Origin of the sequence: Hydrogenophaga sp. (genome assembly GCF_018780075.1) — a bacterium.
Taxonomy (GTDB): Bacteria; Pseudomonadota; Gammaproteobacteria; order Burkholderiales; family Burkholderiaceae_C; genus Hydrogenophaga.
This window is the reverse complement of the sequence record NZ_JADMKB010000176.1, coordinates 1-12738: the sequence shown is the minus strand read 5'-3', so window position 1 is coordinate 12738 and position 12738 is coordinate 1. Positions and strand designations below refer to the sequence as shown.

At 65.1% G+C, this 12738-nt stretch carries 11 protein-coding genes, 1 tRNA gene and 1 pseudogene; 9 read left to right on the top strand and 4 right to left on the bottom strand.

Annotated features, from left to right (window positions below):
- On the bottom strand, positions 1-2678 hold a 2678-nt coding region (locus IV088_RS25380; RefSeq protein ID WP_291107652.1), incomplete at its 3' end, for a transcription-repair coupling factor.
- 124 nt (positions 2679-2802) lie between these two features.
- Between IV088_RS25380 and ispD the strand changes: the two genes are divergently transcribed.
- Complete coding sequence (gene ispD / locus IV088_RS25375) at positions 2803-3525, top strand: 2-C-methyl-D-erythritol 4-phosphate cytidylyltransferase (protein WP_291107649.1); 723 nt, start codon at positions 2803-2805, stop codon at positions 3523-3525.
- 82 nt (positions 3526-3607) lie between these two features.
- Positions 3608-4105: a 2-C-methyl-D-erythritol 2,4-cyclodiphosphate synthase gene (gene ispF / locus IV088_RS25370; RefSeq protein ID WP_291107646.1), complete on the top strand. Its 498-nt coding sequence runs from the start codon at positions 3608-3610 to the stop codon at positions 4103-4105.
- A gap of 51 nt (positions 4106-4156) precedes the next feature.
- Here ispF and IV088_RS25365 read toward each other — a convergent pair whose 3' ends face one another.
- The gene (locus IV088_RS25365) at positions 4157-5560 is read right to left on the bottom strand and encodes a sensor histidine kinase (protein ID WP_291107643.1); all 1404 of its coding nucleotides are present in this window, start codon (positions 5558-5560) and stop codon (positions 4157-4159) included.
- A complete protein-coding gene (gene ompR / locus IV088_RS25360; RefSeq protein WP_236965678.1) occupies positions 5560-6291 on the bottom strand; it encodes a two-component system response regulator OmpR in 732 nt (243 codons plus the stop codon). The genes IV088_RS25365 and ompR overlap by 1 nt, the downstream gene beginning before the upstream one ends.
- Before the next feature lie 171 nt (positions 6292-6462).
- On the opposite strand from ompR, the gene IV088_RS25355 reads away from it, so the two are divergent.
- The gene (locus tag IV088_RS25355; RefSeq protein WP_291107638.1) at positions 6463-6744 is read left to right on the top strand and encodes a hypothetical protein; all 282 of its coding nucleotides are present in this window, start codon (positions 6463-6465) and stop codon (positions 6742-6744) included.
- Between the two features lie 50 nt (positions 6745-6794).
- The gene (locus tag IV088_RS25350; RefSeq protein ID WP_291107635.1) at positions 6795-7484 is read left to right on the top strand and encodes an SIMPL domain-containing protein; all 690 of its coding nucleotides are present in this window, start codon (positions 6795-6797) and stop codon (positions 7482-7484) included.
- A 70-nt stretch (positions 7485-7554) separates the two neighbouring features.
- Here the strand turns inward: IV088_RS25350 and IV088_RS25345 are convergent, their stop codons facing one another.
- On the bottom strand, positions 7555-8325 hold the full coding sequence (locus IV088_RS25345; protein WP_291107632.1) for a 3-hydroxybutyrate dehydrogenase: 771 nt from the start codon (positions 8323-8325) through the stop codon (positions 7555-7557).
- An 85-nt stretch (positions 8326-8410) separates the two neighbouring features.
- Between IV088_RS25345 and IV088_RS25340 the strand changes: the two genes are divergently transcribed.
- The 5 genes and pseudogenes from IV088_RS25340 to rimO form a co-directional block, all read left to right on the top strand.
- On the top strand, positions 8411-9328 hold the full coding sequence (locus IV088_RS25340; protein WP_291107655.1) for an alpha/beta hydrolase: 918 nt from the start codon (positions 8411-8413) through the stop codon (positions 9326-9328).
- Positions 9329-9343: 15 nt separating this feature from the next.
- Positions 9344-11629: a bifunctional (p)ppGpp synthetase/guanosine-3',5'-bis(diphosphate) 3'-pyrophosphohydrolase gene (locus IV088_RS25335; protein WP_291107630.1), complete on the top strand. Its 2286-nt coding sequence runs from the start codon at positions 9344-9346 to the stop codon at positions 11627-11629.
- A 61-nt stretch (positions 11630-11690) separates the two neighbouring features.
- A tRNA-Val gene (locus IV088_RS25330) sits at positions 11691-11767 on the top strand.
- A 236-nt stretch (positions 11768-12003) separates the two neighbouring features.
- Positions 12004-12501 (top strand): polyhydroxyalkanoate synthesis repressor PhaR, encoded by a 498-nt coding sequence (gene phaR / locus IV088_RS25325; protein ID WP_367171606.1) that lies wholly within the window; start codon positions 12004-12006, stop codon positions 12499-12501.
- A gap of 43 nt (positions 12502-12544) precedes the next feature.
- A pseudogene (gene rimO, locus IV088_RS25320) lies at positions 12545-12738 on the top strand (30S ribosomal protein S12 methylthiotransferase RimO); the annotation flags it as partial.

The window sequence follows — 12738 nt, the reverse complement described above, 5'->3', positions numbered from 1 at the left end:
ACGATGGTGTTGGCCGTGGGCACGTCGATGCCGGTCTCGATGATGGTCGAGCACAGCAGCAGGTTGTAACGCTGCGCCACGAAGTCGCGCATGACCCGCTCCAGGTCGCGCTCGGGCATCTGGCCGTGGGCGATGGCGATGCGCGCCTCGGGCAAGATTTCTTCGAGCTTCTGCTTGCGGTTCTCTATCGTGTCGACTTCGTTGTGCAGGAAATAGACCTGGCCGCCACGCTTCAATTCACGCAGCACGGCTTCGCGGATCACGCCGTTGTTTTCTGAACGCACAAAGGTCTTGATCGCCAGGCGCCGCTGCGGCGCGGTGGCGATGACCGACAGGTCGCGCAGGCCTTCGAGCGCCATGCCCAGCGTGCGCGGGATCGGCGTGGCGGTGAGCGTGAGCACGTCCACCTCGGCGCGCAGGGCTTTCATGGCCTCCTTGTGGCGCACGCCGAAGCGGTGTTCTTCGTCGATGATGAGCAGGCCGAGGTCCTTGAACTTCGTCTTCTCGCTCAACAGCTTGTGCGTGCCGACCACGATGTCCACCGAGCCGTCGGCAATGCCTTTCTGCGCCGCGGTGATTTCCTTTTGTGAGCGGAAACGGCTCATCTCCGCTATCTTCACCGGCCACTTGCCGAAGCGGTCCACCAGCGTCTGGTAGTGCTGCTCGGCCAGCAGCGTGGTCGGCGCGAGAAAGGCGACCTGGCGCCCACCGGTGACGGCCACGAACGCGGCGCGCAGGGCGACCTCGGTCTTGCCAAAGCCCACGTCGCCGCAGACCAGCCGGTCCATCGGGCGCGGGCTGATCATGTCCTGGATCACGGCATGGATCGCGCCGCGCTGGTCGGCGGTTTCGTCAAAGCCGAAGTCGTTGGCGAAGATCTCGTAGTCCTGTGCCGAGAAGCGGAACGCATGGCCCTGGCGCGCGGCGCGGCGCGCGTAGATGTTCAGCAGCTCGGCGGCGGCATCGCGCACCTGCTCGGCGGCCTTGCGCTTGGCTTTCTCCCACTGACCGCTGCCCAGGCGGTGCAGCGGCGCTTCGTCGGCGCTCACGCCCGTGTAGCGGCCGATCAGCTGCAACTGGCTCACCGGCACGTAGAGCACGGCCTTGTCGGCGTATTCGAGGTGCAGGAACTCCATCAGCGCGGGCGTGCCGTCCGGGTTCTTTTCGCCCATGTCCATGTGGACCAGGCCGCGGTAGCGGCCGATGCCGTGTGCGTTGTGCACCACCGGGTCGCCCACGTTGAGTTCACTCAGGTCCTTGATCAGCGCATCGACGTCGCTGACCTGTTCCTGCTTCTTGCGCCGGCGCGTGGTGGGGCCGGCGGCGAAGAGTTCGGTCTCGGTGACGAAGTCGATGCCGTCTTCCAGCGAGCTGAAGCCGACCGTGAGCACCGAGGTGGCGATGCCGGTCTTTTCGTCGCTGGCCTGGAACTCGGCCAGCGAATCGAAGGCGGGCGGGTTCAGACCGCTGGCACGCAGAAAGTCCAGCAGGCTCTCGCGCCGGCCATCGCTTTCGGCCAGCAGCAGCACGCGGTGCGGGGTGTTGCGGATGTGGTTCTGCAGGCGGGAGAGCGGGTCTTCGGCGCCGCGCACCACCGAGAGGTCGCCCAGCTTCTGCGCAAAGGCGTTGTCGGCCACGTCTTCCACCGCCGGCCGGATGGCGAGCTGCGCGTGGGCATTGGCCCCGGTGTAGAACTGCTCGGCCGAGAGGAACAGGCTCTCGGGCGGCAGCGCCGGGCGCTCGGGGTCGCTCTTGACGAGCCGGTAGCGGTCTTGCGTGTCCTGCCAGAAGCGCTGGAAGGCGGGTTCGAGGTCGCCGTGCAGAACGACCGTCGCTTTCTCCCCGAGGTAGTCAAAGACGGTGGCGGTCTGTTCGAAGAACAGCGGCAGGTAGTACTCGATGCCGGCGGTGGCCACGCCGTTGCCCATGTCCTTGTAGACGCGGCTTTTGGTCGGGTCGCCGTCGAGCAGTTCGCGCCAGCGGCTGCGGAATTTGGCGCGCGCCGCGTCGTCCATCGGGAACTCGCGCCCGGGCAGCAGGCGCACCTCGGGCACCGGGTACAGGCTGCGCTGGCTGTCGGGATCGAAGGTGCGGATGCTGTCGATCTCGTCGTCGAACAGGTCCACGCGGTAAGGCACCAGCGAGCCCATGGGAAAGAGGTCGATCAGGCCGCCGCGCACCGCGTACTCGCCCGGGCTCACCACCTGGGTCACGTGCTGGTAGCCGGCCAGCGTGAGCTGGCCCTTCAGCTTGGCTTCGTCGAGCTTCTGCTTGACCTTGAACTGGAAGGTGTAGCCCGCCAGGAAGGACGGTGGCGCCAGCCGGTACAGCGCGGTGGTGGCGGGCACCAGCACCACGTCGGCCCCGGTGTCCTTGTCGTGCTGCTGGATGCGCCAGAGCGTGGCCAGGCGCTCGGAGATCAGGTCCTGGTGCGGCGAGAAGGTGTCGTAGGGCAGGGTCTCCCAGTCCGGGAACAGCGCGCAGCGCAGGCCGGGCGCGAAGAACGCCATCTCGTCGATCAGGCGCTGCGCGTCGGTGGCGTCGGCGGTGACGATGGCCGTGAGCCGGCCCGCCGCTTTTTCGCGCGCACCGAGCTGGGCCAGCAGCAGGGCATCGGCCGCGCCGCTGGGGCGGGGCAGGGTGAAGCGTTTGCCAGGGGTGAGTTTGGGCAGGTCCATGGGCGGTTGCGCTGACGCGGTTGGGGCTGCGCAGGACCACAGGCCCTGAACCGCCCAAGACAAACACCCCCCGCCTGGGGAGGTGGGGGGTGTGAAAGGCCTGATTCTAGAATGCGGGCACCCCATGACCGACACCCCTCACCCCATGTCCCCCAAACAGGCCGTCCGCTGCCATGCCCTGTTGCCCTGCGCGGGCTCGGGTTCACGCGCCGGCACCGCCGAGCCCAAGCAATACCAGCCGCTGGCCGGTCTGCCCATGGTGCTGCACACGCTGGCGGCATTCACCGCGGTGGAGCGCATCGAACGCTGCCTCGTGGTGGTGGCGCCGGGCGACCGCTTCCTGAGCGTGGACGACCTGCGCATCCAGCTCGCCCGGGTGGGCGGCAGCACGCGCGCGGCCAGTGTGTTCAACGGCTTGCAGTCCTTGCTGGACAGTGGCGCCGATGCGAGCGACTGGGTGCTGGTGCACGACGCGGCGCGTTGCCTCGTCACCCCGGCGCAGGTTGAAGCGCTGATCGACGCCTGCGCGGGCGACCCGGTGGGCGGCCTGCTGGCGCTCAAACTGCCCGACACCCTCAAGACCGAAGCCGGGGGCCGCGTGGCCGCGACGGTGGACCGGTCCGACAAATGGCTGGCGCAGACCCCGCAGATGTTCCGCATCGGCGCCTTGCAGGCGGCGCTGGCCGCGCAGGCCGGCACTGGCTTCGCCGGCGTGACCGACGAGGCCAGTGCCATGGAACTGGCGGGCCAGCAACCGCTGCTGGTGCCCGGCAGCGCACAGAACTTCAAGGTCACCTACCCGGAAGACTTTGCCCTGGCGGAAGCCATCCTGAGGAGCCGAGCTTGAACCCTCACGTCTTTCACTTCGTGTATTCACGGCCCCCCGAAGGGACATCGCGCTGCTTGGGGCGGCCTTGCGGAGCGCGCTCATGAACCCCATTCCCTTCCGCATCGGCGAGGGCTGGGACGTGCACGCACTGGTGCCCGGCCGCCCGCTCATCATCGGCGGCGTGACCATTCCCCACACCCTGGGCCTGCTCGGGCATTCGGACGCCGACGTGCTGCTGCACGCCATCACCGACGCGCTGCTGGGCGCGGCGGCACTCGGCGACATTGGCCGGCACTTTCCCGACACCGACGAGCGCTTCAAGGGCTCTGATTCGTGGCGTCTGTTGGCAGAGGTGGCGCTGCGCGTGCGTGCGGCGGGCTTCGAGATCGGCAACGTCGACAGCACAGTCATTGCCCAGGCGCCCAAGCTGGCGCCCCACATACCCGCCATGCGCGAACGCATCGCCACCGCGCTCGGTGTGGCGGTGGATCAGGTGAACGTGAAAGCCAAGACCGCCGAGAAGCTGGGGCCGGTGGGGCAGGGTCTCTCGATGGAGGCCCGCGCCGTGGCGCTGCTTGTGCGCCAGTCACCCGCTTGAGGATGGGTCGCAAAGGCTGCCGGCGGAGGCTCCGCCTGCGGCCCGTCAGCCCTATTTCGCGATGGGCAGTTTGATGTGCGCTGCCAGCCCGCCCGAGCTGCTGTTGGCCAACGCAAAGCGGCCGCCCATGCGCGCAATGGCCCGCTCCACGATCGCCAGCCCGAGGCCGGTGCCGGTGGCCGAGCTGCGCGAAGCGTCGCCGCGGAAGAAGGGCTGCGTCAACTGCGCCAGCATGTCGGGGTTCACCCCCGAACCGTGGTCACGCAACTTGACCAGCACCCAATCGTCTTTGGCCTTGGCACCGACTTCAATGTGGGCCACGCCCGACACCGGATTCTTGCCATAGCGCAAGGCATTCTCCAGCAGGTTGGAGAACACGCGGTTGAGCTCGACCGCATCGCCCATCACCATGGTGTCGGGCGGGATGCGGGTCTGCACCACGACATCCGGCGCATTGCCCAGCGCAAAGACCGCCGCGTCGATCACCTCGTTGAGGTCCACCCGCTGCGGTTCCAGGTGGTCGGGCCGCGCGTAGTCGAGAAATTTGTCGATGATGGCGTTGACCTGTTCGATGTCGGCCGCCATGTGCTCGCGCGCCTGCAGGTCGTGCACGCTCATTTCCGTCTCCAGCCGCAGCCGGGCCAGCGGTGTGCGCAGGTCGTGGGAGATGCCGGCCAGCATCAGGGCCCGGTCCTGTTCGATCTTGGAGAGGCGCTGCGCCATGCGGTTGAAGCCAATGTTGACCTGGCGGATCTCGCTGGTCGCCACCGCTTCATTGAGCTGGCTGGAGTTGAAGTCGCCCTCGCGCACGCGGCTGGCGGCGAACGACAGCTTCTGGAGCGGCCGGTTGATCAGGCGTGCGATCAGCGCGGCGCCGGTGAGCGAGAGCAGGGCCGCCGTGCCCAACCAGATCAGCCAGGTGGTGCCGGTGACCAGCTCGACCCGCGACGGATCGGTCTGCAGCCAGTAAGGGTCGCCGTCGATGGAAAACCCGATCCAGAGACCCGCCTTGCCGTTGACCTCGCGCGCCACCACCGTGTCCGCGCCGAGCCGGGCGCTCAGCTGGGCGCTGACCGTGCGGCTGAGCGTATCGGTGTCGTACCGGCGGTAGACATCGCCCGGCTCGCGGGGTGCGATGCGCACCTGCTCTTCATCGGCCATGGTCTTGACCAGCGACACCCGGGCGATGGAGTCCGAATGCACCAGCGCAGCGCGGCTGAGATTGACCAGCGAGGCCAGCTGCTGCGCGCTTTGCAAGGTGCGTGGTTCGAACTCCAGGGCCCGGAAGGTCTGCAGCCAGGCCACAAAACACCCGAGCAGGAGCAGCGACAGCAGAAAAAAAGTGCGCCAGAACAGGCTCACTTCGCGCGGCGGACGCATCTCCAGCGGCGCAGGGGCGGTCTCCAGCGCCGCCGGCTCGGTCTCGAACGACGGAACGCGGGACTCTTCGCTCATCAGGCGTTGCCGTCCGGAACGAACACGTATCCCACCCCCCAGACCGTCTGCAGGTAGCGCGGAGAAGCGGCGTCCTCTTCAATCAGCTTGCGCAGGCGCGAGACCTGCACGTCCAGACTGCGGTCAAAGGGCTCGAACTCCCGTCCACGGGCCAGCTGGGCCAGCTTTTCGCGAGACAGCGGCTGGCGTGGGTGGCGCACCAGTGCCTTGAGCATCGCGAACTCGCCGGTGGTCAGCGGCAGGTCGGCGTTGTCCTTGCGAAGCGTGCGCAGGCTGAGGTCGAACTCGAAAGGACCGAAATTCACCACTTCGGCGTCCTGGGACGGCGCGCCGGGCACCTCGGCCGGTGGCCGGCGGCGCAGCACCGCGTGCACACGGGCCAGCAATTCGCGGGGGTTGAACGGTTTGCCCAGGTAGTCGTCGGCGCCGACTTCCAGGCCGACGATGCGGTCGACGTCCTCGCTCTTGGCGGTCAGCATGATGATCGGGGTGCGGTCGCCGTTGGCGCGCAGACGGCGGCAGATCGATAGGCCATCTTCGCCCGGCATCATCAGATCGAGCACGATCAGGTCGACCGCTTCGCGTTGCAACACACGGTTCAAGGCCTTGCCGTCTTCGGCAAGCATGACCTCGAATCCTTCCTGCATCAGGTAACGGCGCAGCAGATCGCGAATACGGACGTCGTCGTCCACCACAAGAATCTTGTTCGGTCGGGCAGCAGTTTGTGTCATGGCAGCAACTCTCGGAAAATGTAACAAACTCGATTGTGGCAGCGCCAAGTGGTTGTCAGCGCTGGATTTTTGTTTTTTTGACAGGCTGTTACAACTGTTGCCCAAGGCCTCAGGACCGTTACCATGCGCTCCGCCCACAATCGGAAGCAGTCCCGTGTTCCGATCTTTTTCATGACAACCCAACACACCGTACTGGCATTGGTTCTTGGCCTTCCCACCTGGGCCTATGGGCTGGATCTCCGCGAACCCCCGTTGCAGGCGATGACCGTGGTGCCTTCCCCGACCGCCGATTCGGGTGATCCACGTCAGCCGCATCGGCTGCGCGATGCGTTGCGCCAGCCACTGACCGACAACGAGCCGGCCGGCAAGCCCTACCGCCTCAGTGTGGAGGAGCGCCAGCGCCTGCGCGAACAGTTGCGCAGCCAGACCGCCCCGGCCGGGCGCAACAAATGAGCCGGCCGCTGTTGACATGGACATGGCGAGGCTGGTGGGTTCCGTTTGTGATGTCCGCCGGATGGGCGCTGCACACCGGCGCCAGTGCCCAGCAGCTCAAACCAGCGGAGCCCGCCAACGTGGTGAACATCGCGGCCAGAGGTTTCCTGGATGTGCCGCAAGACTGGTTGAGCATGACCTTGACCACGACCCGCGAAGGCAATGACGCGGTCGTTGTGCAGAACCAGCTCAAGCAGGCGCTGGATGCGGCGCTGACGGTGGCGAAGTCGGCCGCTGCCCCGAAGCAGCTGGAGGTGCGCACAGGACAGCTGGGCCTGTACCCGCGTTACGGTAGCAACGGCAAGATCAATGGCTGGCAAGGCAGTACCGAGCTGATTCTGGAGGGGCGGGATTTCGTGCGCATCAGCAGCACAGCGGGAAGCATCCAGACCTTGACCATGGGCAGCATGGCTTTCTCGCTGTCACGCGAGGCCCAGCAAAAGCTGGAGTCCGATGTGCAGGCCCTGGCGATCGAACGCTTCAAGGCCCGGGCAGGGGAGGTGGCCAAAGGCTTCGGGTTTTCAGGCTACAGCCTGCGTGAGCTGTCCATCAGTTCGGCCGATCAAGGTGGTGGTCCCGGGTATCCGCGCCCGATGGCCGCTCGGGCCAACGTGGCGATGGCCTCCGACACGCCCGTGCCGGTGGAGGCCGGCAAGAGCCAGGTCAATGTGACGGTGTCGGGTTCGATCCAGCTGCGTTGAGCGATTCGGTTCAACCGACAAAAAAACCCGGCGGCGCCGGGTTTTTTTGTTGGGGCTGGCGGTGAATCGGTTATTGGGCGACCCAGCCACCGTCCATGTTCCAGGCCACTCCGCGCACGTTGGCGCCGGCCGGCGAACAGAAGAACACAGCCAGCTCGCCCAGTTCCTCGGGGGTGGTGAACTGCATGGAGGGTTCTTTCTCGCCCAGCAACTGTTTCTTGGCGTCTTCGTTCGAGATGCCCAAGGCGGCCGCTTTGGCGTCCACCTGTTTCTGAACCAGGGGCGTGAGCACCCAGCCGGGGCAGATCGCGTTGCAGGTCACGCCGGTGGTGGCGTTTTCCAGCGCCGTCACCTTGGTCAGACCGATCACGCCGTGTTTGGCGGCGACGTACGCCGATTTTTCCGCCGAGCCCACAAGACCGTGGACCGACGCCACGTTGATGATGCGTCCCCAGTTCCGGGCCTGCATGGAGGGCAATGCCAGGCGGGTGGCATGGAAGGCGCTGGAGAGGTTGATCGCGATGATCGCGTCCCAGCGATCGATCGGGAAGCTTTCGATGCGCGCCACGTGCTGGATGCCCGCGTTGTTCACCAAAATGTCCACCTGTCCAAACTGTGCCGCAGCGAAGCCCATCATGTCTTCGATGTCCCCCGCCTTGCTCATGTCGGCGCCGTGGTAAGCGACCTTCACCCCCAGTGCCGCGATCTCGGCCTTCGGGCCTTCGACGTCACCGAAACCGTTGAGCACGATGTTGGCGCCCTGGCGCGCGAGGGATTTGGCGATGCCCAGACCGATGCCGCTGGTGGAGCCGGTGACGAGGGCGGTTTTGTTGGCAAGCATGAGAGATCTCCAGTTCCATTACGATAGGTTCAAACACATGCGAGTCATTATCACGGAGTCACAAGGGATGAGCGGTTCCAGTCAGATGCCCCAGCTTCGGTTTCTTGCGGTGGGCGGACCTCTGGCCACAGGCGGCAACGCGCGCCGCATGGCCTACTGGGATTGGTCAGCGGCACCGAGCGCTGACGTCCACCGGGTGGTGCTCTGTGTGCATGGGCTGTCCCGCCAGGGTCGGGACTTCGATACCTTGGCCCGTGAACTGACCCGCCAAGCGCGCGTGCTCGCGGTGGATGTCGCCGGGCGGGGGCACAGCGACTGGCTCGCCGACCCCATGGCGTACCAGGTGGGGACCTATGTGGCGGACATGGCCACCTTGATCATGCACTTGCGGGAACAGGATCCAGCCGTCCGGATCGACTGGGTGGGGACCAGTATGGGGGGCCTGATCGGCATGGCACTCGCCGCTCAGCCGACCTTGGGTCTGCGCAGGCTGGTGCTCAACGACGTGGGTCCCGTGATCCAGTGGGAAGCGCTGCAGCGCATCGGCACTTATCTGGGCCTCAACCCCTCCTTCGGCAGTGAACAAGAAGCGTCGGACCAGCTGGCGGCCATTTCCAGCGGATTTGGCCCTCACACACCCGAGCAATGGCTGGCGCTCTCGCAGCCCATGCTGCGGCAGCGGGATGGCCGCTGGTGGCTGCACTACGACCCGGGACTTGCGTTGCCGCTCAGGGCACTGACGGACGCCCCCGACCAGGCGGCCGCCAGGCAATCGGTGCGGGACGGGGAGACGGCATTGTGGGGGCTGTACGACGCGATCACCGCGCCCACCTTGCTCCTGCGTGGCGCCGAGTCCGATCTGCTGACCCGGGACACCGCGAGGGCCATGGCCGAACGCGGACCGCGCGCGCGCTGCGTTGAGTTCGCCGGCGTGGGGCATGCGCCCACCCTGGTGGCGGCGGACCAGATCGCTGCCGTGCGCGATTTTCTTTCGGCGGACTGACGTCGAGCCATCGCCATGAAGTACAGCGTTGCAGCGGCTCCTCCCTCCCCGCCATCGGCCATTGTGGCCGCCACGTCTGACAGCCTGCCGCACGAAGCCCAGGCGTTGGCCCGTGCTCGGGCCTTTGCCGAGCCACTGCTGGCCTGCGAGCAGCTCGACACGGGAGAGAACATCCTTGCCCACGCCGACGCCGTGGCCGCCGTGCTGAGGGACATCGGCGGCTCCGAGGCGATGCAGGCCGCCGCGTACCTGGTCTATGCCTGCCAGCACCTGAACCGGCCACAAGAGGTGATTGCCAAGGCGTTTGGTGACAACTTCGCCGCACTGGCGCTGGAGACGACCAAGCTGGTGCAGCTGCAGCGTCAGGCGCGCATCAAGTCGGCAGAGGTGCTGGCCAAGAAGAACGAGGAACGCCAGGCCGCTCATGAAGCGGCGTTGCCGTTGACCTCGCTGGCCAAGGCGCCGGTGTCCGAGCTGGCCGCGAGCCAGACGGAAAACGTGCGCAAGATGCTGCTGGCGTTTTCGCGCGATCTGCGGGTGGTCATGTTGCGCCTGGCTTCGCGGTTGCAGACCCTGCGCTATTTCGCCACCTGCAAGGAGGATCCAGGGCAGGCGCTGGCGAGTGAGTCGCTGCACGTGTTCGCGCCCTTGGCCAACCGTTTGGGCATCTGGCAGATCAAGTGGGAAATGGAGGATCTGGCGTTCCGTTTTCTTGAGCCTGAGACCTACAAGCAGGTCGCGCGGTTTCTGGATGAAAAGCGGGCCGAGCGAGAAGTCCATGTGGAGCAGGTGCGGGCCCAACTGGAACGGGACTTGCAGGGCCAGGGCATACAGGCCTCGGTGCAGGGACGGCCCAAGCACATCTACAGCATTGTCAAGAAGATGCGAGGCAAGTCACTGGACTTTGACCGCGTGTTCGACATCCGCGCGCTGCGCGTGGTGGTGCCTGAGAAGAACGACTGCTATGGCGTGCTGGCCTTGGTGCACTCCCATTTCACCCCGGTGCCTGAAGAGTTCGACGACTACATCGCCAAACCCAAGCCCAATGGATATCAGTCGCTGCACACCGTGGTGCGCGACGAGCAGGGCAGGGCGTTTGAAATCCAGATCCGGACGCAGGCCATGCACGATCACGCCGAGCACGGCGTGGCGGCCCATTGGGCCTACAAAGAAGCGGGCGCCAAGGGCTACGCCGGTGTGTCGGCCACTTCGGAATACGACGCCAAGATCGCTGTGCTGCGCCAGCTGTTGGCCTGGGAACGCGATCTCAGTGGGACGGCCCAGGGGCTGTTCGATGATCGCATTTACGTGCTCACGCCCGATGCCGCGATCGTGGAACTGCCACAGGGCGGGACGCCCGTGGACTTCGCCTATTCGGTGCACACCAGCCTGGGTCACCGTTGCCGTGGCGCCCGGGTGGACGGCGTGCTGGTCACGCTCAACACGCCATTGCAGAACGGTCAGACGGTCGAGATCATTGCCACCAAGGATGGTGGACCCTCCCGCGACTGGCTGAATGCCGAACTGGGCTTTCTGGTCAGTCACCGTGCCAAGAGCAAGGTGCGCGCGTGGTTCAACGTCCTGGCCATGGAGGAGACCGTGGCGCGTGGCCGCGAGGCCGTGGAAAAGCTCTTGCAGCGGGAGGGTCGTACAGCGCTGCGTTTTGACGAGCTGGCCAGCACCATGGGCCTGAATTCGGCGCAGGAGCTGTTCGAACAGGTGGGCAAGGACGAGTTGTCGCTGCGAGCCATCGAGTTGCAGTTGCGGCCCGGCGAGCCTGCTGTGGTGGACGAGTTGCCGCCTTGGTTGAAAAAGCCGCGCAAGGCCAGCGGTTCAACCGGTGGGGGCGTCCTCGTCGTGGGCGTGGACTCTCTGATGACCCAACTGGCCAAATGCTGCAAGCCGGCGCCGCCCGACGACATTCGGGGGTTTGTCACAAGAGGCAAGGGCGTGAGCATCCATCGGAGTGACTGCAGTGACTTTGCGCATTTGCAGCGGAAGAGCCCTGATCGGGTGATTGACGTTCAATGGGGTGGTCAGATGCCTTCGGGTCGCGATGGCCGCGCGGCGGTGTACCCGGTCGATGTGGCCGTCGAGGCGTTGGACAGGCAAGGGTTGCTGAGAGACATCTCCGAAGTGTTTGCGCGAGAGAAGATGAACGTGATCGGTGTGCAGACGCAGTCGGTCAAAGGCATTGCCTGGATGACGTTCACGATTGAGGTCAGCGATGCCCGTCAGGTCTCGCGGGCCATGGCGGTGGTGGGTGATGTGGCTGGCGTGCGCGTGGTCAGGCGCAAATGATGAGTGGGTGTTTCAATAAGCACATAAAAGCTGCTATACTGCGAGGCTTCGGACAGTTTGTAGGCGCGTAGCTCAGCTGGTTAGAGCACCACCTTGACATGGTGGGGGTCGTTGGTTCGAGTCCAATCGCGCCTACCAAACATCTCCGGAAATCAAAGGGCCAGACGTCAGTCAGGCCCTTTTTGCTTTGTGCCGAACACACCGTGTGGGGTTCCGTTGCCGCACAGGGTAAACCCATGCTCGCCATGCGGGTCTCCGGTTTCTAGAATGTGGCGTAACGTCAGCCCCCCGACCCGGGTGGTGTCCTGTTCACTCAAGAAAGTCGTGTAGTGCAAAAAAGCAAGGCAGATGCCAATGGACCCCACCCAGACGCCGTGCGGGTCATCAAGAAATACCCCAACCGTCGGCTGTACGACACCGACACTTCCTCGTACATCACGTTGGCCGAGGTCAAAGCGCTGGTGATGGACAACGAGCGTTTTGTGGTGCGCGACGCCAAGACGAATGACGACCTCACCCGCAGCATCTTGTTGCAGATCATTCTTGAGGAAGAAACCGCCGGGGTGCCGATCTTCACCGAGCAGGTGCTGGCCAACATCATCCGTTTTTATGGCCATGCCATGCAGGACTTCATGGGGACCTACCTGGAAAAGAACGTCCAGATTTTCATGGACCTGCAAAACAAAATGACCGAGCAGACCAAGGGCGTGAATCCTGATTTGTGGAAGCAGTTCACCAATGTGCAGTCGCCGATGATGCAGGGCATGATGGGTACGTACATGGAGCAGTCACGAACCGCGTTCACCCAGATGCAGGAGCAGATGCAAAAACACAGCGAACAGATGCTGGCCGCTCTTGGGCTCAAGCGCTGAAGCAGGCTAAGCGCCTCTGTCAAGGGTCTGAGACAATCAGGCCATGATTGAATCAGTTGTTTCCCCGGGTGCGGCCGCACCCAAAGTCGGTTTCGTGAGTCTCGGCTGCCCCAAGGCGCTGACCGATTCCGAACTCATCCTCACGCAGCTCAGCGCCGAGGGCTATCAAACCTCCAAGACCTTCGCCGGCGCCGATCTGGTGATCGTCAACACCTGCGGCTTCATCGACGATGCCGT